This window comes from Acidovorax sp. NB1 (genome assembly GCF_005405905.1).
In the GTDB taxonomy this organism is placed as follows: Bacteria; Pseudomonadota; Gammaproteobacteria; order Burkholderiales; family Burkholderiaceae_C; genus Acidovorax.
This window is the reverse complement of the sequence record NZ_BJHU01000030.1, coordinates 20,233-38,395: the sequence shown is the minus strand read 5'-3', so window position 1 is coordinate 38,395 and position 18,163 is coordinate 20,233. Positions and strand designations below refer to the sequence as shown.

At 65.5% G+C, this 18,163-nt stretch carries 18 protein-coding genes; 9 read left to right on the top strand and 9 right to left on the bottom strand.

Features of this window, described 5'->3' with window-relative positions; genetic code table 11:
* Positions 1–104: 104 nt before the first annotated feature.
* From adk to AvAM_RS15280, 6 genes are all read right to left on the bottom strand, one after another.
* Positions 105–761 carry an adenylate kinase gene (gene adk / locus AvAM_RS15305; protein WP_137747844.1) on the bottom strand — a complete coding sequence of 219 codons (657 nt, stop codon included), beginning with the start codon at positions 759–761 and terminating at the stop codon, positions 105–107.
* A 199-nt stretch (positions 762–960) separates the two neighbouring features.
* On the bottom strand, positions 961–1,791 hold the full coding sequence (gene kdsB / locus AvAM_RS15300; protein WP_137747843.1) for a 3-deoxy-manno-octulosonate cytidylyltransferase: 831 nt from the start codon (positions 1,789–1,791) through the stop codon (positions 961–963).
* Positions 1,788–1,970, bottom strand: a complete 183-nt coding sequence (locus tag AvAM_RS15295) for a Trm112 family protein (protein WP_008905871.1) — start codon at positions 1,968–1,970, stop codon at positions 1,788–1,790. Before AvAM_RS15295 ends, kdsB begins: the two co-directional genes overlap by 4 nt.
* Before the next feature lie 46 nt (positions 1,971–2,016).
* The gene (gene lpxK / locus AvAM_RS15290) at positions 2,017–3,147 is read right to left on the bottom strand and encodes a tetraacyldisaccharide 4'-kinase (RefSeq protein ID WP_137747842.1); all 1,131 of its coding nucleotides are present in this window, start codon (positions 3,145–3,147) and stop codon (positions 2,017–2,019) included.
* A 5-nt stretch (positions 3,148–3,152) separates the two neighbouring features.
* Positions 3,153–3,599, bottom strand: a complete 447-nt coding sequence (locus AvAM_RS15285) for a biopolymer transporter ExbD (RefSeq protein WP_137747841.1) — start codon at positions 3,597–3,599, stop codon at positions 3,153–3,155.
* 17 nt (positions 3,600–3,616) lie between these two features.
* A complete protein-coding gene (locus tag AvAM_RS15280; protein ID WP_137747840.1) occupies positions 3,617–4,264 on the bottom strand; it encodes a MotA/TolQ/ExbB proton channel family protein in 648 nt (215 codons plus the stop codon).
* 621 nt (positions 4,265–4,885) lie between these two features.
* On the opposite strand from AvAM_RS15280, the gene xseA reads away from it, so the two are divergent.
* Together xseA and AvAM_RS15270 are read left to right on the top strand one after the other, a co-directional pair.
* Positions 4,886–6,211 carry an exodeoxyribonuclease VII large subunit gene (xseA, locus tag AvAM_RS15275; RefSeq protein WP_137747839.1) on the top strand — a complete coding sequence of 442 codons (1,326 nt, stop codon included), beginning with the start codon at positions 4,886–4,888 and terminating at the stop codon, positions 6,209–6,211.
* Between the two features lie 191 nt (positions 6,212–6,402).
* Positions 6,403–6,984: a superoxide dismutase gene (locus AvAM_RS15270; protein ID WP_137747838.1), complete on the top strand. Its 582-nt coding sequence runs from the start codon at positions 6,403–6,405 to the stop codon at positions 6,982–6,984.
* Between the two features lie 165 nt (positions 6,985–7,149).
* On the opposite strand, the gene AvAM_RS15265 is transcribed toward AvAM_RS15270, so the two are convergent.
* Positions 7,150–7,638 carry a DUF192 domain-containing protein gene (locus AvAM_RS15265; RefSeq protein WP_137748109.1) on the bottom strand — a complete coding sequence of 163 codons (489 nt, stop codon included), beginning with the start codon at positions 7,636–7,638 and terminating at the stop codon, positions 7,150–7,152.
* Between the two features lie 256 nt (positions 7,639–7,894).
* On the bottom strand, positions 7,895–8,098 hold the full coding sequence (locus AvAM_RS15260) for a hypothetical protein (protein WP_137747837.1): 204 nt from the start codon (positions 8,096–8,098) through the stop codon (positions 7,895–7,897).
* A 226-nt stretch (positions 8,099–8,324) separates the two neighbouring features.
* Here AvAM_RS15260 and icd point away from each other — a divergent pair, with 226 nt between their 5' ends.
* Positions 8,325–9,584 (top strand): NADP-dependent isocitrate dehydrogenase, encoded by a 1,260-nt coding sequence (gene icd, locus AvAM_RS15255; RefSeq protein WP_137747836.1) that lies wholly within the window; start codon positions 8,325–8,327, stop codon positions 9,582–9,584.
* A 91-nt stretch (positions 9,585–9,675) separates the two neighbouring features.
* On the opposite strand, the gene AvAM_RS15250 is transcribed toward icd, so the two are convergent.
* Entirely contained in the window at positions 9,676–10,587 is a 912-nt protein-coding gene (locus AvAM_RS15250; RefSeq protein WP_137747835.1) for a LysR family transcriptional regulator, read from the bottom strand.
* Positions 10,588–10,692: 105 nt separating this feature from the next.
* Between AvAM_RS15250 and gstA the strand changes: the two genes are divergently transcribed.
* The 6 genes from gstA (at position 10,693) to AvAM_RS15220 (ending at position 18,129) form a co-directional block, all read left to right on the top strand.
* Positions 10,693–11,313 (top strand): glutathione transferase GstA, encoded by a 621-nt coding sequence (gene gstA / locus AvAM_RS15245; protein ID WP_249368161.1) that lies wholly within the window; start codon positions 10,693–10,695, stop codon positions 11,311–11,313.
* Between the two features lie 11 nt (positions 11,314–11,324).
* Positions 11,325–11,543 (top strand): 4-oxalocrotonate tautomerase family protein, encoded by a 219-nt coding sequence (locus tag AvAM_RS15240; RefSeq protein WP_137747834.1) that lies wholly within the window; start codon positions 11,325–11,327, stop codon positions 11,541–11,543.
* Positions 11,540–11,920 carry a nuclear transport factor 2 family protein gene (locus AvAM_RS15235; protein ID WP_137747833.1) on the top strand — a complete coding sequence of 127 codons (381 nt, stop codon included), beginning with the start codon at positions 11,540–11,542 and terminating at the stop codon, positions 11,918–11,920. The genes AvAM_RS15240 and AvAM_RS15235 overlap by 4 nt, the downstream gene beginning before the upstream one ends.
* A 273-nt stretch (positions 11,921–12,193) precedes the next feature.
* Positions 12,194–14,047, top strand: a complete 1,854-nt coding sequence (locus tag AvAM_RS15230) for a PAS domain S-box protein (RefSeq protein WP_137747832.1) — start codon at positions 12,194–12,196, stop codon at positions 14,045–14,047.
* Positions 14,044–14,439 (top strand): response regulator, encoded by a 396-nt coding sequence (locus AvAM_RS15225; protein ID WP_137747831.1) that lies wholly within the window; start codon positions 14,044–14,046, stop codon positions 14,437–14,439. The genes AvAM_RS15230 and AvAM_RS15225 overlap by 4 nt, the downstream gene beginning before the upstream one ends.
* A gap of 18 nt (positions 14,440–14,457) precedes the next feature.
* On the top strand, positions 14,458–18,129 hold the full coding sequence (locus AvAM_RS15220) for an EAL domain-containing protein (protein ID WP_137747830.1): 3,672 nt from the start codon (positions 14,458–14,460) through the stop codon (positions 18,127–18,129).
* Positions 18,130–18,163: the final 34 nt, after the last annotated feature.

Sequence of the window (18,163 nt, the reverse complement as noted above, 5' to 3'; positions counted from 1 at the left end):
GACGCCCTTGTGCAGGGCGTCGCCGGGACCGCTCTATCAGCGCGGTGGATTTGTGGGGCGGCGGCGGGCGGTGTGTTGCGTCTGCCTTCCCCCGCCGGTGCGTCTTAGCTGGCCAGGGCCTGCAGTGCGCGTGCCGTGATTTCGTCCACGCTGCCCGTGCCGCTGATGGCGCGGTACTTGGGGGCTGCGGCGGGTTCGGCCTTGGCCCAGTTGCTGTAGTAGTCCACCAGCGGGCGCGTCTGGTCGCTGTAGACCTGCAGGCGCTTCTTGACGGTTTCTTCCTTGTCGTCCTCGCGCTGGATCAGCTCTTCGCCCGTGATGTCGTCCTTGCCTTCGACCTTGGGGGGATTGAACTTGACATGGTAGGTGCGGCCGCTGGCGGGGTGTGAGCGGCGGCCGCTCATGCGTTCGATGATGGCGTCAAAGGGCACGTCGATTTCGAGCACATAGTCGAGCTTGACGCCTGCCGCCTTCATGGCGTCGGCCTGGGGGATGGTGCGGGGGAAGCCGTCGAAGAGGAAGCCCTTGGCGCAGTCGGGCTGCGTGATGCGTTCCTTGACCAGACCGATGATGATGTCGTCACTGACCAGGGCGCCCGAGTCCATCACGGCCTTGGCCTGCAGGCCCAGGGGGGTGCCGGCCTTGACGGCGGCACGCAGCATGTCGCCGGTGGAGATTTGCGGGATGCCGTACTTCTGGCAGATGAACGTGGCTTGCGTGCCCTTTCCGGCGCCAGGCGCGCCCAACAGAATCAGTCTCATGGAAGTCCTCGAAGGTTAGAAATCGGGTGGCGCCGCTGGCGGGGACGTTCGAAGGGCGCCTGTAGCCGTTCTGTGCGCCCGGGATGCGGTGCTCTCGTTGCGGTCGAGGATAGCATGCGACCACCTTGCGCTGACTTACATGGGCGACTGTCTTCCCGCCGCCGCACCACAGCGGGGCGGTGCGGGTGGGGCGAGGTGCTCAGCGGAACAGGCTGCGCACCCGCTCCAGGTCTTCGGGCGTGTCCACGCCCGGGCCTGGGGCCGTTTCGGCCAAGTGCACGGCAATGCGGTGGCCATGCCAGAGGGCACGCAGTTGCTCCAGCGCCTCGACCGCCTCGGTCGGTGCCGGGGCCAGTTGCGGGAACTGCCGCAAGAAACCGGCGCGGTAGCTGTAGATGCCGATGTGCCGCAGCGGTGCAAACCCCGCCAGCGCCGCCACACCCGGGGCCGCAGCTTGCGCAGCGCCCTGCCACCAGGCGGTGCCCACATGGTCGCGCGCAAAGGGGATGGGCGCGCGGCTGAAGTAGTGCGCCAGGCCCCGTGCGTCCAGCACCACCTTCACCACATTGGGGTTGGTCACGTCGGTCAGTGAGGCAATGGCATGGGCTGCCGTGCCCATGCTGGCTTCGGGCCGCTGCGCGTCGCTGTCCTGCAGCAGGCCCGCCACGGCGTTGATGAGCGCCGGGTCCATCAAGGGTTCGTCGCCCTGCACGTTGACCACGATGTCGTCGCCGTCCAGGCCCAGCTGCGTGCAGGCCTCTGCCAGGCGGTCGCTGCCGCTGGCGTGGTCGGGGCGGGTCATGATGGCCTGCACGCCATGGGCTGCGCAGGCCTGCAGGATGCGGGCATCGTCAGCGGCCACCACCACGCGGGAGGCGGCACTCCGCGCTGCGCGCTGGGCCACACGCACCACCATGGGCAGCCCGGCGATGTCGGCCAGCGGCTTGTCGGGCAGGCGGCTTGACGCCATGCGCGCCGGGATCAGCACCGTGAAGGGGCTGGCGGCTGCCGGGGTGGCTGTGGCGCTCACTGCTCCAGTTCCTCGTCGGTGAGGGTGCGGGCTTCGTTTTCCAGCAGCACCGGAATGCCGTCACGCACGGGGTAGGCCAGCCGCGCGCTGCGCGAGACGAGTTCCTGCGCCTCGCGGTTGTAGGTCAGGGGGCCTTTGGTGACGGGGCAGACCAGCAGTTCAAGCAGTTTGGGGTCCATGGGGCAGGGCTTTCCGGGAGGGTTCAGCAGGGTGGGGCAGGCCCATTCAGGCAGGGGGGGATGATAGCGGCGGCCTGTGTGCTGCGGCCTTGGCGATCAGTGCCGACAGCTTGGCATCCAGCGCGGCAAAAAAGCGGGGGTCGATGTGCACGGCCAAGGGCACGGCCAGCACGTTGGGGTGCAAGGCCCATAGCTTGACGGCATCTTTTTCGGTGCAAATCACGGCCTTCCGCGCATCCAGTGGTCGCCTCCAGCTATTGAAATCATAGTGATCCGGCAAGGCCTCGGTGTGTTCCAGGGTCAGGCCTTCGGACTGCAGCATGGCAAAGAAGTCACCTGGCCGCGCCACGGCTGCCAGCGCGTGCAGGGGCTGGCCACGCAGTTGGGCCAGCGGCACCTGGCTGCCGTCGGACCGCACCGCCCAGGGCGCCAGGCGGCGCTGCAGGCCGAATACTGCGGTTGGGGCGGGGGCGGATGATCCAACGGGCGCTGCATCGCCCGCATGCAGCACAAAGTCCACCCGGCGCGGCCAGGGTTCGCGCAACGGCCCGGCAGGCAGCAGCCAGCCGTTGCCTACGCCCTGGTCGTTGAAGATGCAGATTTCCAGGTCGCGCTTCAGCGCCAGGTGCTGCAGGCCGTCGTCGCAGACGATCACATCGGTGCCAGGATGTGCCGCCAGCAGTGCGCGCGCGGCCGCGATGCGGTGCGGCGCCACAAACACCGGCACGGCGGCATCGCCTGCAAAACTGCGTGCGATCAGTGCGGGCTCGTCGCCCACTTCAGCGGCTGGGCTGTCAGGCAGTACCGCTCGGCAGTCCTGGGTGCTGCGACCATAGCCACGCGAGATCACACCCACCCGCAGGCCCTGTGCCTGCAGATGTTTCACCAGCGCGATGACCACCGGGGTCTTGCCTGCGCCCCCGGCAATCACGTTGCCCACGACGATCACGGGGCGGCCTGTGTGCTCAGCGTGCAGCAGGCCGATGCGGTAGAGCGTGCGGCGCAGCGCCACCAGGGCGCCATACAGCAGCGAGATGGGCCACAAGGCCCAGGCGGCCCAGCCGCGCTTTTGCCAGATCTGTTGCAGGCCTTGTTCGGCGGTGGCGCGCCCGGCAGGCGGGCGGGAGGAGGATGAGGAGGGCGCTGCCGGGGGCGGCTGTGGCCCGGGGGCGCCCATGCGCGTCAGCGGCTGGCCGCGCCGGTCGCGCGTGCGGACGCAGACGACGACTGTGTGGCAAAGGTGATCTGCGTGAGGCCCACGCGGCGTGCGGCCTCCATCACCGTGACCACGGACTGGTGCGGCGCCATGGCGTCGGCGCTGATGATGACCACGCTGCCCGGGCCCGCTGTGGCTGCAACGCGCAGGGCCTGGGCGATGGAGTCCACGCCCTTGCCGTCCACGCCGTTCTTGTTGACCGCATAACGGCCATCGGCCGCCACGGCGACGATGATTTCCTTGGGGTGGTCGCGCTGCTGCTCGGCGTCGGCCACGGGCAGGGTGAGCTGCAGCTCGGTGAACTTGCTGTAGGTGGTGGTCAGCATCAGAAAGATGAGGATCACCAGCAGCACGTCGATGAACGGGATCAGGTTGATCTCCGGCTCTTCCTTGGCGCGGGGGCGGAAGTTCATGGGGCTTGGGGTTGACTTTACTTGGCTTTGCGCAGACGCAGGATGTGGCGCACGAATTGCTCCGAAGCCAGCTCCAGCGTGAGCAGATACGCATCCACGCGGGCGCGGAAGTAGCGCCAGAAGATCAGCGCCGGGATGGCCACGATGAGGCCAAACGCCGTGTTGTAGAGCGCAATCGAGATGCCATGCGCCAGCTGGGCCGGGTTACCGCCTCCCATGGCCTGGCCCACGCCACCGCCGCCCGACTGCGAGCCAAAGATCTCGATCATGCCGATCACGGTGCCCAGCAGGCCCAGCAGGGGCGCGGCCGAGGCGATGGTGGCCAGGGCCGAGAGGTACTTCTCCAGCCGATGCGCCACCGCGCGGCCCGTGCCTTCCATGGCGGCGCGCAGGTCGGTTTCGCTGCACTGGGGGTTGCTGTTGAGGGTGCGCAGGCCGCTGGCCAGCACTTCGCCCAGGGCCGAGTTCTGCGCCAGCTGGTTCACCACATCGGGGGTGGGCAGGGCCTTGGACGACACGGTGATCGCTTCATCCAGCAATTTCGGGGGGGCGACGCGGGCCGTCTTGAGGGCCACAAAACGTTCGAAAATCAGCGCCATTCCCAGGACGGAACACGCAATCAGGGGCCAGATCGGCCAGCCTGCGGCTTGTATGATGGACAGCAAATCTCTCTCCGCGCAGATGAAAGCAATCGGCGATTATGGCCCAGCTTGCGGGGGCCCTAGAGCGTGTTCATAGCCTTTCCATGGTGCCCGCAAAGCAGCAAATAGCCGCAATCTAGGCGCCCGCCGCAGGCCAGGCTGGTGGCCTGGACAAGGCGGGCAACAACGAGTGCGGCTGTTTGCTTTTTTGCCCGAAGGGTTGCCCCGCAAAGGCAGCGTCTGTGGCGTTGCCCATCCTCGCCGCACAGGAGTGCGCCTTGCGGTGGGCGTCTTGCATCCACTGCCTTTGCGGGGCAACGGGCACCATGGAAAGGCTATGAACACGCTCTTGACGTCACAAACCGTTACCTTGCTGCGCGTGTCCCCCGCCTTCCCGCTCACCCACAAAATCTGTGGATAACTTTGTGGGAAACCCCTGTTCCAGGCCTTGCAAAGTGGCTCCACGCCGTGCTTGCAACAGATTGATGAAAAATTGCGCAATGAAAAGTCCTTATAAATCAATGACTTGTACGTCCGCTGGTGTTTTGCGGGCAATTTTTGGTTATGTGCCTGTGGTAACCGCCGTTGGCCAGATTCTGTGGAGTACTTGCGCGGCGCGCGCGGCGCAAACGCCCGCCGTTTCTCATGTTTGAGCGCACCAACCCAGGCGTGGCGCCGCGTGTGTGGGAAGTTGGCGCGCTGTGCCGCGCCATTGCTGATGCGCTGGAGGCCCGCTTCAATCCTGTGGCGGTGCGCGGCGAGATAACGGGCTTCTCGCGCGCATCCAGCGGGCATTGTTATTTTTCGATCAAGGACGCCAACGGCCAGTTGCGCTGCGCCATGTTCCGCCGTGCCGCCAGCCTGCTTGACTTTTCACCGCGCGATGGCGAATTGGTGGAAGTGCGCGGGCGCCTCGGTGTGTACGAGGCGCGCGGCGACCTTCAGTTCATCGTGGAAAGCATGCAACGCGCGGGGCAGGGCGCGTTGTTCGAGCAGTTCCTGCGCCTGAAGGCCCAGCTGGATGCCGAAGGCTTGTTCGACACCGCCCGCAAGCGCCCGCTGCCGCTGCAGCCACGGGGCATCGGCCTCGTCACCTCGACCGGTGCAGCCGCATTGCACGATGTGGTGACTGCGTTGCGCCGCCGGGTGCCGCACATTCCGGTGGTGCTGGTGCCAGCGCAGGTCCAGGGGGCGGCCGCGCCGCCATCGATTGTTGCGGCGCTATCAAAACTGTATCTGCTTGCGCAAGCGGGGCGGGCGGAAGAGGGCAGTTTGCCTGCCCATCCGCCCATCGATGTGATCCTGCTGGTGCGCGGTGGCGGCTCCATCGAAGACCTGTGGGCCTTCAACGACGAACAGCTGGCCCGCACCATCGTGCAAAGCCCCGTGCCCCTCATCAGCGGCGTGGGGCATGAGACCGACTTCACCATTGCCGACTTCTGCGCCGACCTGCGCGCGCCCACGCCCACGGCGGCGGCCGAGCTGGTGGCGCAGCCGCGCGATGTGTGGCTGGGTGCACTGGGCTTGCTGGCTGGGCGCCTGGCCGATGGCGTGGAACGCCAGCTCGACGCGCGCCACCAGCGGCTGGACCAGGCCGCCGCGCGGCTGGGCCGCCCCTCGGGCCTGGTGGCGCGCGAGCAGCTGCAACTGGCCCGCCTGGCCCAGCGCATGCGCCATGGTGTGCTCCTGAAAATGCAGCGCATGGGCCAATCCCAGCAGGCGCTAGAGGCCGATTTTCCCCAAAAACTGCAGCGCGCCCTGGCGCAGCACAGCGAACGGCTGGAACGTGCCGCTCTGCGCCTGGACCTGCTGGACCCGCGCCTGGTGCTGCAGCGCGGCTATGCGCTTCTGACCGATACCGATGGGCGGGCGGTGACCAGTGTGCGGCAGGCGCCGCTGGGTGCTGCACTGCGCGCCACGCTGGCCGATGGGGCGGTGGATGTGACGGTGGCGCCCCCGCGCTTGTTGTGAGCGTGCAGGGGCAGGAGGACCCAGGCAGCCGAATTTTTCAGGGCATTGGGGTCCATCGATGTCTCCCTGAGCCTGCACAGGTCACCTGATGTTCCTACAATGCCCCCTCGCGCTGTGTCCGACTGCATTGCTCAGGAAAGAACCTGCTGCAGACGGCATCCCAGAATTTCAAACCACGAGGAAACACCACCATGGAACACACCCTTCCCCCGCTGCCCTACGCCATCGACGCCCTGGCTCCGAACTACAGCCAGGAAACCCTGGAGTACCACCACGGCAAGCACCACAACGCCTACGTGGTGAACCTCAACAACCTGCAAAAGGGCACCGAGTTCGAATCCATGACGCTCGAAGAGATCGTCAAGAAGTCGAGCGGCGGCATCTACAACAACGCTGCGCAGATCTGGAACCACACCTTCTTCTGGAACTGCATGGCCCCCCAGGGGGGCGGTGAGCCTTCGGGCGCGCTGGCTGCAGCCATCAACGCCAAGTGGGGCAGCTACGCCGCCTTCAAGGAAGCCTTTGTGAAGTCTGCCGTTGGCAACTTCGGTTCGGGCTGGACCTGGCTGGTGAAGAAGGCCGATGGCAGCGTGGACATCGTCAACACCGGCGCCGCCGGCACGCCCCTGACCACGGCCGACAAGGCCCTGCTGACGGTGGACGTGTGGGAACACGCCTACTACATCGACTACCGCAACATGCGTCCCAAGTTTGTCGAGACCTTCCTCGACAAGCTGGTGAACTGGAAGTTTGCTGAAGCCAACTTCGCCTGATCCAGAGCGTCAGGCTGCCGGGTTGTGTGCCCGGCGGCTGAGCAACAAAAAACGGCCCTCGGGCCGTTTTTTTGTTGGTGCTTTAAAACTTTTTAGGCCGTTTGCGCGCGTCCATCAAGCGATATTTGCTATTCAAATAATAGCAATTGAGGCGCAGCGGAACGGTCATTTGCGGCTGAACGGCGCACCGGCCAGTTTGGCGCCTGCCTTGATGCCCTTCTTGGCAAACCAGCCCTGGTTCATCTCCAGCACATACCGCACGGGCTTGGCCGAGCAGTGGGAGTCCAGCGTCTGGGGCTTCATGTCGGCCAGGTTGACGATGGTGCCGTCGTCATCCACAAACGCGGCCGTGAGCGGCAGCAGCGTGTTTTTCATCCAGAAGCATTGCTGCGCAGGCTGTTCAAACACAAACAGCATGCCCTCGTGCTGGGGCATCTCCTTGCGGTGCATGAGCCCTGTCTGGCGCTCCTGGGGGGTTGCGGCCACCTGAGCGTCGATGCGGTGCATGCCAGCGGTCAACTCCACGCGCTGCAGATTCAGCTGCGGGCCTTCCTGGGCCTGAACGGCGGTGGTGGGCGTGGCCACCAGGGCACCAGCCACCAGCAAGGCACCCCAGGCCCCGGCCACGTGGCGGGCGAGGCGGGGAATGCCCATGGCTGCGCGCAGGGCGCCAAACGGAAGGGTGGGGGTAGCGCGTGAGGCGGTCATGGGCGAGGCTTTCTGGTCAACGGAAAACAAGGCAAAACAGCGGGCGGGGCCAGGAGGGGACTGCACGGTGAGCAGAAAGTTCTGGCTGTGCAGGCAGGGAGGGGCTGCAGCACCAAAGAAAACGCCCGCAGATGCGGGCGATTTTGAATCAGTGAAGGCCCGAAAACCCGGGAGCGGGTGGCTCAGGCCTTGCGGGACTGCTTCAGGCGGCCTTGTGGGCGGTCTTTTTCTTGGCGACCTTCTTGGTGGCCTTTTTCTTGGCGACCTTCTTGGTGGCCGGAGCCGTGGCCTGGGCCGTCATGGGGGCTGCAGCAGGAGCGGTGGTGGTGGGGGCGGCCGCAGGTGCCTGTGCAAAAGCACCAGCAGTGAACAGACCGGCCACGAGGACAGCGAGGAGTTTTTTCATATATGCCGATTCCAGTGTGAACGAAGGTTGAAGGGCCGTGCGAAAACCGTACGGCTCCACTCGCAACGATAGCAGCGCCCAGCGCGTTGACAGGGTCTTGGATGAAAAATTTTGTCATTAGAATGGTTTGAAACCACACCGCCTTGCCGTTGGCGGTGCTCCCTTTTCTTGCTTTTTCCCTTCATCGACCGAATTCCATTCGGCGCATACCGGAGACTCCCCACCCATGACCACCTACCAGCACATCGTGGTGCCTGCCGCAGGCCAGAAAATCACCGTCAACGCCGACATGTCCCTGAATGTGCCGGACGAACCCATCATTCCCTTCATCGAAGGCGATGGCACGGGCCTCGACATCACCCCCGTGATGATCAAGGTGGTCGATGCCGCTGTGGCCAAGGCCTATGGCGGCAAGAAGAAGATCCACTGGATGGAGGTGTACGCGGGCGAAAAATCCACCAAGGTCTATGGCCCTGACGTGTGGCTGCCCGAAGAAACCCTCGCGGTGCTGCGCGAGTACGTGGTGTCCATCAAGGGCCCGCTGACCACCCCCGTGGGCGGCGGCATCCGCTCGCTCAACGTGGCGCTGCGCCAGGAGCTGGACCTGTATGTCTGCCTGCGCCCGGTGCAGTATTTCAAGGGCGTGCCTTCGCCGCTCAAGGAGCCCGAGAAGACCAACATGGTGATCTTCCGCGAGAACTCGGAAGACATCTACGCCGGCATCGAGTTCGAAGCCGAGTCCGACAAGGCCAAGAAGCTCATCAAGTTCCTGCAGGACGAGATGGGAGTGAAGAAGATCCGCTTCCCCAACACCTCCGGCCTGGGCGTGAAGCCCGTGTCCATCGAAGGCACCGAGCGCCTGGTGCGCAAGGCCATCCAGTACGCCATCGACAACGACAAGCCCAGCGTGACCATCGTGCACAAGGGCAACATCATGAAGTTCACCGAAGGCGGCTTCCGCGACTGGGCCTATGCGCTGGCGCAGAAGGAGTTTGGCGCCGAGCTGATCGACGGCGGCCCTTGGTGCAAGCTCAAGAATCCCAAGACGGGCAAGGACATCACCGTCAAAGACAGCATTGCCGACGCCTTCCTGCAGCAAATCCTGCTGCGCCCCGCCGAGTATTCGGTGGTGGCCACGCTCAACCTCAATGGCGACTACATCTCCGACGCGCTGGCGGCCCAGGTGGGCGGCATCGGCATTGCGCCCGGCGCCAACATGTCCGACTCGGTGGCCTGCTTTGAAGCCACCCACGGCACCGCGCCCAAGTACGCGGGCAAGGACTATGTGAACCCCGGCTCCGAAATCCTCTCGGCCGAGATGATGCTGCGCCACATGGGTTGGACCGCCGCCGCCGACCTGATCATCAGCTCGCTGGAGAAGTCGATCGCCTCCAAGAAGGTGACCTACGACTTTGCCCGCCTGATGGACGGCGCCACGCAGGTCAGCTGCTCGGGCTTTGGTCAGGTCATGATTTCCAATATGTAGTCCTGGCTTCGGGGCGGCTCAAAACGCCTCATAAAAAGAACCCTGGTATGTTGATCGGACCAGGGTTTTTTGTTGGTGCAGCCTCAACGCCTCAGTGCCCCAGCGCACGCACCAGGTAGTCAATCAACACCCGCACCCGCAAAGGCATGTGCCGGTTGCCCGGGTAGATCAGCGAGAACGGCCGCGATGCGCCTGCGTGTGCGGCCAGCACCTCGACCAGCTGGCCGCTGCGCAGATCGTCCTCGACCAGGAAGCGGTAGGTCTGTACCAGCCCTGCGCCCGCGCGGGCCAGCGTAACCTGGCCCAGGATGTCGTCGGCGCAGCGCAGCTTGCCTTGCGTGGGCCATTCGACGGTCTGACCGTCGCGCATCAGCAGCCAGGGCACGACCTGCCCGCTGCTGGGCAGCACAAACTGCACACATTCATGCTGCGCCAGCTCCTCGGGCGTGTGGGGGGCGCGGTGGCGCTGGAGGTAGGCCGGCGCAGCAACCACAACCAGGTCAGCGTCCTCCAGCTTGCGGGCCACCAGGCTCGAATCGGGGGGCGTGCGGCCCCGGATGGCAAGGTCAAAGCCTTCTTCGGTGAAGTCCACATTGCGGTTGGACAGCTGCAGCTCGATCTCGATGTCGGGGTACTTGGTGCTGAAGGCCGGCAGCAGCGGCAGCACGCGGTGGTGCCCGTACGAGGTGGGCAGGCTCATGCGCACCAGGCCTGCGGGCTTGAGCTGCTGGCCCGATGCCTCGCGCTCGGCCTCGCTGAGTTGGGTGAGCGCCTGGCGGCACTGGTCGTGGTAGCGCTGACCGACCTCCGTCAGCCTCACTTGGCGTGTGGTGCGCATGAGCAGGCGCACGCCCATGCGCTCCTCCAGCCGTGCTACGGACCGGCTCACGGCCGCTGCCGTGAGGCCCGTGGCCTTGGCCGCCGCCGTGAACCCCTGGTGCTGCGCCGTGAGGCAGAACAACTCGATGCTGCCCAGGCGAAGATTGTCGAATTGCCGGTCCATTAATGATTTCTGTGTAATTTGTGATTTGAAATTAATCTAGTTTATTGTCAATTTCATCGTCAATACAGTCACTGCATCACCAACCACGGACATAAGGAGTCCCCGATGCAGACCTCTATCAAGCTCTATTACGCCCCCGGCGCATGCTCGCTGGCCACACACATTCTTCTGCGTGAAACCGGCACCCCCTTCACGCTGGAGAAGGTCGATACCGGCAAGCACACCACCAGCGGCGGCGGTGACTTCTATGCCATCAGCCCCAAAGGCCAGGTGCCGGTGATCGAACTCCCGGACGGGACGCGGATCACCGAAGGGCCGGTGGTCGCCCAGTACGTGGCCGACCTTGCGGGCGCCCACACCCTGATGCCGCCTGCGGGCAGCCTGGAGCGATATCGCGTCATGGAATGGCAAAACTACGTGACGGCCGAGCTGCACAAGTCTTTCACACCGCTGTTCCACAGCGATGTGGATGCCACTGCCAAGAAGGCCCTGGCTGCGGTGCTTTACAAAAAGCTGGCCTGGCTCGACGGACAACTGGCGGGCAAGAGCTACCTCACGGGCAACGATTTCACCGCCGCCGACGCCTATCTGTTTGTGGTGCTCGGCTGGGCCAAGTTTGTGCAGATTGACCTGGGCGACCTGCAGCACATCGGCAGCTTCATGGCACGCGTGACAGCCCGCCCCGAGGTCCGTGCAGCGATGCAAACCGAAGGCCTGGTGGGCTGAGGACGCGAGCCATGCCCTACATCAACATCCAGATCACCCGCGAGGGTGCATCGCGTGAACAAAAAGCCCAGCTGATCCGTGGCGCGACCGACCTGGTGGTGCGGTTGCTGGGCAAGAACCCGGCCACCACCTTTGTTGTGATCGAAGAGGTGGACACCGACCACTGGGGCATCGCGGGTGAAACCGTGACCGTGCTGCGCGAGCGGGCCAGACAAGGCGGCGCGCAATGAGCAGCGCCGCCGACTTTGCCGCCATCCACGCGGTGCTGGAGCTGTACCTCGACGGTCTGTACCACAGCGACACAAAGCGCCTGGCCCAGGTGTTCCATCCGCAGGCCCTGTATGCCACGGCGGTGGGTGAGCAACCCAACTTCTGGCGCATGCACGAATACTTCCCGGTGGTGGACGCCCGCCCAGCCCCAGCGGCGAGCGGCCAGCCGCGCACCGACCGTGTGCTCTCCATCGACCTCGTGGGCCCCGTGACTGCGCTGGCCAAGCTGCAGTGCTCCATTGCGCCCAAGCACTTTATTGACCTGCTCACGCTGCTCTGGCTGGACGGGCGCTGGCAGATCGTCTCCAAGGTCTTTCACTACGACATACGGGATTGAGTCACTAAGAAGAGCCTGTTTACGATCCCCTGGGAGATCGTAAACAGGCTCTAAGGACGCCCCGGCATCCCTCGACATCGCCCCTAAGGCCCTTGCGGTATCAGGGGCTTTTCTGTGGCTGAAGCCCTGTGGCGCAACTGCTTGTGCCCGGGGCCTTGGGCTGGCACTTCTGTGTTGGTGTTTTCATGCGTTCCCACCTAATATGGTTTGGCACCCTGGCAGTGCGGTGCGGGGAAGGAACACCACTTGGAACAAAAGGCACAAGAGGGCGGCATGGGATCCAAACTTTCTGTCGCGTACTGGGAGCAAAACCCCGACGCCCTGCTGGTACTGTCCCCGGAGGGGCTGGTGCTGGAGTGGAACCCGGCCGCTGAATCGATCTTTGGCTACCGGCAGGCCGATGTGCAAGGGCGCTCCCTGCTCGATCTCATCGTGCCCAAGGACCGGGCCCATGAAGAAGACCTCATGCGGGCAGAGGCCGTGCGCCTGGGGAGTTCGGTGCGAGAGACGGTGCGCCGCCGCCAGGATGGCACGCTGGTCCACATCAATGTGTCTACCAAGGCGGTTCTCGATGCCAGCGGCCAGTTGCTGTACTTCCTGTCGAGCAAGAAGGACGTGACCCAGCTGAAGGTGGAGCGCGAGGCCAAGCTGCTGGAGGCGCGCTTTCGCGATCTGCTCGAATCCACGCCCGACGCCATTGTGATGGTCAATGTGACGGGGCGCATCGTGCTCGTCAATTCGCAGGCCGAGCGGGTGTTTGGCTACGCCCGCACCGAATTGCTGGGCCAGGCGGTGGAGATGCTGCTGCCCCACCGCTACCGGGGCGCCCACCTGGGCCACCGCAGCGGTTTTTTTGGCCAGCCGCGCACGCGCACCATGGGGGCGGGGCTGGAGCTGCATGGCCTGCACAAGGACCGGGGCGAGTTCCCGGTAGAGATCAGCCTGAGCCCCATCGATACCGAAGAGGGCACCATGGTGATGAGCGCCATCCGCGACATCACCGACCGCAAGCGGGCCGACCAGAAGTTCAAGGACCTGCTCGAAGCCGCGCCCGACGCCATGGTCATCGTCAACCGCGAGGGGCGCATCGTGCTCGTCAACTCGCAGGCCGTGAAGCTGTTTGGCTGGAGCCGCGACGAGCTGCTGGGCCAGCCCATCGAGCTGCTGGTGCCCGAGCGCTTTGGCGCTCGCCACCCCGAACACCGGCACCGCTTTTTTGCGGAGCCACGCTCACGCTCCATGGGCGCGGGGCTGGACCTGTATGGCCTGCGCAAGGACAAATCCGAGTTCCCGGTCGAGATCAGCCTGAGCCCGCTGGAGACCGAAGAAGGGCTGTTTGTATCGAGCGCCATCCGCGATGTGACCGAGCGCAAGCGCATCGAGCAGGTGCTGCGCGACAAGAACCTGGAGCTGGAGAACGCGGCCCTGGTCAAGGACCGTTTCCTGGCCAGCATGTCGCACGAATTGCGCACGCCGCTCAACGCCATCATTGGCTTCACGGGCACGCTCCTCATGAAGCTGCCGGGGCCCCTCAATCCCGAGCAGGAAAAACAGCTGCGCATCGTGCAGACGGGCGCCAAGCACCTGCTGTCCCTCATCAACGACCTGCTTGATGTGGCCAAGCTCAGCGCCAACAAGGTGACGCTGAACCTGGAGCTGGTGGACTGCAAGGCCCTGATCGAGGAGGTGTCGGCCACCCTGGAGCTGGAGGCCCGGCGCAAGGGGCTGGCGTTTGCGGTCCAGGTGCCGACGCAGGCCGTGGCCTTGCAGACCGATCGGCGGGCGTTGAGCCAGATCCTCATCAACCTGGTGGGCAATGCCATCAAGTTCACGCAGGAGGGCCGGGTCGATGTGGTGCTGCACGAGCTGCCCATGCCCGACGGCGGCCGCAGCGTGCAACTGCGCGTGCAGGACACCGGCCCCGGCATTGCGCTGCAGGAGCAGCCGCGCCTGTTCGAGGCCTTCTCGCGCGTGGAGAGCGCCGACCGCCGCCACCACGAAGGCACGGGCCTGGGCCTGCACCTGAGCCGCAAGCTGGCCGAAGCCCTGGGGGGCACCCTGGGCTTTGACAGCGAAGAAGGGCGCGGCAGCACCTTTGTCCTTGAACTCCAGGAGCGCAGCGCATGACCCGAGCCACCATCCTGGTCATTGAAGACGACGACGCCAGCCGGCAGCTGGTGACCTATCTGCTGGAAGCTGCAGGCCACCGCGTGCTGGCCGCCGAGAACGGTGCCGTGGGCGTGCGCATTGCGCTGGCAGAGAGCCCGGACATCATCCTGTGCGATTTGCAGATGCCCGTGATGAACGGCTACGAGGTGGCGCGCAGCCTGCGCACCAGCATGCTGTGGCGCGTGGTGCCGCTGGTGGCGGTCACGGCGTTCTCGATGCCGGGCGACCGCGAAAAGGCGCTGGATGTGGGTTTTAATGACCATCTGTCCAAGCCCATCACGCCCGAAACCTTCGTCCAGCAGGTCGAGGCGTTTCTGGGGCCCCCTTTCAATCCCCCCGCCGAGGGCTGACACTGGAGCAGGCGTTGCATGGCCAAGATCCTCGTCGTTGACGACCTTCCTGCCAACCGGGCGCTGGTGGTCACGCTCATCGGGCACAGCGGCCACCAGGCCCTGGAAGCCTCCGATGGCGCCGAGGCGCTGGAGCGGGTACGCGCCGAGCGGCCCGACCTGGTGATCTCCGACATCCTGATGCCGACCATGGACGGCTACGAGTTTGTGCGCCAGTTGCGGGCCGACCACCACCTGTCGGCCACGCAGGTGATCTTCTACAGCGTGCACTACCGCGAACAAGAGGCGCGCAGCCTGGCACTGGCCTGCGGGGTCACGCAGGTGCTGGTCAAGCCCTGCGAGCCGCAGGACATCCTGGCCGCCATCGAGCAGGCGCTCACGCAGATTGCACCCCGGCCCTCGGTGGAGCTGGAGCATGGCTTCCAGACCCGGCACCTGCAGCTCATGACCGACAAGCTCACCGGCAACATGGCCGAGCTGGAGGCCATGAACCGGCGCCTGGCGGCGCTGACCGACCTGAACCTGCAGCTTGCCTCCGAGCGCGACCCGCAGGTGCTGCTGGCCAACGTGTGCAGGGGGGCACGTGCACTGGTGGGCGCGCAGTATGCGGTGCTGTGTGTGGTGCGCAAGCACAGCGACAGCACCATCGCCTGCTCCAGCGGCATCGAGTCGGCCCACCCCGGTCCGCAGGACACACCGCTGGACCTGCCCGTCGTCTCGCACGGCCTGCTCGGGCAACTGCGCGCCGAGCGCCGCTCCGAGCGCGTGACCAACCCCAGCGGCAACCCCAGCGTGATCGGCTTGCCTGAGGGCTACCCACCGCTGCACACGGGGCTGATCGCGCCCATCACCTCGCTGTCGTTCTCGTACGGCTGGATCTGCCTGGCCAACAAGGAGGGGGCCGAGGCCTTCAGTGCCGACGATGAAAAAGTCCTGGCCATCCTGGGCGCGCAGGTGGGGCGCATCTACGAAAACGGCAGCCTCTACATGGAGATCCAGAAACATGCCGAGCAACTGCAGATCGAGGTGTTCGAGCGCCAGCGCGCCATGGAAGAGCTGCGCGCCAGCAAGGCCAGCCTGCGCCGGGCGCAGGCACTGGCCAAGATCACCCACGTGATCAGCGGGCGCGATGGCGCGTTCGAGAGCTGGCAGGACACCTTGCCCGACATTCTGGGCCTGCCCGCCGACCGCGTGCCCCGGTCTGCGCGCGACTGGCTGGAGCTGGTGCACCCCCATGACCGGGGAACCTTCCGCCACCACGCGCTGTTGGCTGCGCGCCAGCAAATGCGGGTGGACTTCACCTACCGCGTGCTGGCCCCATCCGGCGGGTTGCAGTACCTGCGGCAGGTGATGGAGCCGCTGGAGGACGAGGCGGGCCGGGGCGAGGGCGGGCGCTGGTTCAACACCATCCAGGACGTGACCAAGGAAAAACGCGCCGAAGAAGAACTGCACGAAAGTGACCGGCGCTTCAACACCATGCTCGACAAGGTCGAGATGATCTCGCTGATGCTCGATTGCGAAGGCCAGATCACCTACTGCAACGACTACCTGCTGCGTGTGACGGGCTGGCAGCGCGAAGAAGTGTTTGGCCGCAACTGGTTTGAGCTGTTTGTGCCGCCCGAGACGGCCCATGTGCGCGATGTGTTTGCCGACCTGATGGCCGATCGGCCCTCGGCCTGGCACTACGACAACGAAATCCTCACCCGCTCGGGCGAGCGCCGCCTGGTGCACTGGAACAACACCGTGCTGCGCTCGGTGGGTGGGCAGGTGACCGGCGTGGCCAGCCTGGGCGAAGACATCACCGAGCGGCGCGAGGCTGAGCGCAAGATCAAGCGCCTGAACCGCGTGTACGCCATGCTCAGCGGCATCAACACCCTGATCGTGCGCGTGCGCCAGCGCGACGAGCTGTTCCGCGAGGCCTGCCGGATCGCTGTGGACCACGGCCACTTCCGCATCGCTTGGATTGGCCGTGTGGACCGCGCGGCGCGGCGGGTGCTGCCGGTGGGCGTGTCAGGGGCCGAGGCCGACTTTATCCACAACATCCACGACCGGTTGGGCCTGTTCGACGTGCCCACGCCCGGCGAAAGCCTGGCCTCCGCCGTGGTGCGGTCGGGGCGGCCGGTGCTGTGCGACGACATCACCGGCGACCCGAGTGTGATGCTGCGCGACCAGCTGCAGGCGCGCGGGGTGGCCAGCATTGCGGTGCTGCCCATCCTGGTGGGGCAAGAGGTGGTGGCCGTGCTGGCCCTGCTGGCGGACGAGGTGGGCTTTTTCGACGACACCGAGATGAAGCTGCTGCAGGAGCTGACCGGGGACATCGGCTTTGCCATGGACCACCTCGACAAGGAAGACCGCCTGAGCTACCTGGCCTACTACGACGAAATCACCGGCCTGCCCAACCGCACGCTGTTCCTCGAACGCACCGGGCAGCACCTGCGGACCCGCGAATCCGCCAAGGCGCTGCAAGGCGTGGCGCTGATGGACATCAGCCGGTTTCGCATCGTCAACGACACCCTGGGGCGCCAGGTGGGCGACGAACTGCTCCAGCAGGTGGCCTTGCGGCTGCAGCATGCAGCGGGCAACCTGTACGACGTGGCGCGCATCGGCATCAACAGCTTTGGCATCGCCGTGACCGAGGCCCGCGACGCGGGTGCCGTGGCCGTGGCGGTGGATCTGCTCATGCGGGCCTGCTTCGACACCCCGTTTGTGGTGGGTGGCACCGAGCTGCGCATGGCCGCCAAGGCCGGGGTGGCCCTGTATCCCATGGATGGCGCCGACGCTGAAACACTGCTGCGCAACGCCGAAGCCGCAGTCAACAAGGCCAAGGCCGCGGCCGACAGCCTGTTGTTCTACACCTCCGAGATGAACACCCGCGTGGCCGAGGCGCTGAGCCTGGAAGGGCGGCTGCGTGCGGCGCTGGAACAAGGCCAGTTTGTGCTGCACTACCAGCCCAAGCAGCACCTGGCCAGTGGCGCCATCGCGGGGGCCGAAGCCCTGATCCGCTGGAACGACCCACGCAGGGGCCTGGTGCCCCCCGCGCAGTTCATCCCCATCCTGGAAGAAACCGGCCTGATCTACGACGTGGGCCGCTGGGCGCTGCGGCAGGCGCTGGCCGACAACTTGCGCTGGCGCCAGGCGGGCCTGGCCCCGCTGCGGGTGGCCGTGAATGTCTCCATCCTGCAGCTGCGGCACCAGGGCTTCATTGCCGAGGTGCGTGACGCCGTGGCCCACGACGCCCTGGCCGCCCAGGGGCTGGAGCTGGAGATCACCGAAAGCATGGTGATGGACGACGTGGAGCGCAGCATACGCAGCCTGCACGCCCTGCGGGAGATGGGCATCAGCATCGCCATCGACGACTTCGGCACCGGGTTCTCGTCGCTGAGCTACCTGGCCCGGCTGCCGGTGGACACGCTCAAGATTGATCGCTCCTTCATCATGGGCATGGCCTCGGGGCCCCAGGGGCAGTCGCTGGTGTCCACCATCATCAACCTCGGGCATGCCCTGCGCCTGAAGGTGGTAGCCGAAGGGGTGGAGACCGAAGACCAGTCCCGGCGGCTGGCGCAGCTGGGCTGCGACGAGATGCAGGGCTATCTGCTCAGCAAGCCGCTGCCTGCCGGCCTGTTCGAGCAGCGCTTTCTGCGCGCGGTAGCGCCCTCGGCGGTGCCTGCTTCAGTGCCTGTTTCGCCGTAATGCTATTTATTTGATAGCTGCAAAAGCATGGTGA

Bases quoted from the DNA above. Each gene is read 5' to 3' on its own strand.
- AvAM_RS15250 (WP_137747835.1), bottom strand. From the start codon at position 10,587: ATGGACCGGCAATTCGACAATCTTCGCCTGGGCAGCATCGAGTTGTTC.
- AvAM_RS15270 (WP_137747838.1), top strand. From the start codon at position 6,403: ATGGAACACACCCTTCCCCCGCTGCCCTACGCCATCGACGCCCTGGCT.
- AvAM_RS15295 (WP_008905871.1), bottom strand. From the start codon at position 1,970: ATGGACCCCAAACTGCTTGAACTGCTGGTCTGCCCCGTCACCAAAGGC.
- AvAM_RS15285 (WP_137747841.1), bottom strand. From the start codon at position 3,599: ATGAACTTCCGCCCCCGCGCCAAGGAAGAGCCGGAGATCAACCTGATC.
- AvAM_RS15225 (WP_137747831.1), top strand. From the start codon at position 14,044: ATGACCCGAGCCACCATCCTGGTCATTGAAGACGACGACGCCAGCCGG.
- adk (WP_137747844.1), bottom strand. From the start codon at position 761: ATGAGACTGATTCTGTTGGGCGCGCCTGGCGCCGGAAAGGGCACGCAA.
- AvAM_RS15235 (WP_137747833.1), top strand. From the start codon at position 11,540: ATGAGCAGCGCCGCCGACTTTGCCGCCATCCACGCGGTGCTGGAGCTG.
- AvAM_RS15265 (WP_137748109.1), bottom strand. From the start codon at position 7,638: ATGGGCATTCCCCGCCTCGCCCGCCACGTGGCCGGGGCCTGGGGTGCC.
- icd (WP_137747836.1), top strand. From the start codon at position 8,325: ATGACCACCTACCAGCACATCGTGGTGCCTGCCGCAGGCCAGAAAATC.
- lpxK (WP_137747842.1), bottom strand. From the start codon at position 3,147: ATGGGCGCCCCCGGGCCACAGCCGCCCCCGGCAGCGCCCTCCTCATCC.
- AvAM_RS15220 (WP_137747830.1), top strand. From the start codon at position 14,458: ATGGCCAAGATCCTCGTCGTTGACGACCTTCCTGCCAACCGGGCGCTG.
- gstA (WP_249368161.1), top strand. From the start codon at position 10,693: ATGCAGACCTCTATCAAGCTCTATTACGCCCCCGGCGCATGCTCGCTG.
- AvAM_RS15260 (WP_137747837.1), bottom strand. From the start codon at position 8,098: ATGAAAAAACTCCTCGCTGTCCTCGTGGCCGGTCTGTTCACTGCTGGT.
- xseA (WP_137747839.1), top strand. From the start codon at position 4,886: ATGTTTGAGCGCACCAACCCAGGCGTGGCGCCGCGTGTGTGGGAAGTT.
- AvAM_RS15240 (WP_137747834.1), top strand. From the start codon at position 11,325: ATGCCCTACATCAACATCCAGATCACCCGCGAGGGTGCATCGCGTGAA.
- AvAM_RS15230 (WP_137747832.1), top strand. From the start codon at position 12,194: ATGGGATCCAAACTTTCTGTCGCGTACTGGGAGCAAAACCCCGACGCC.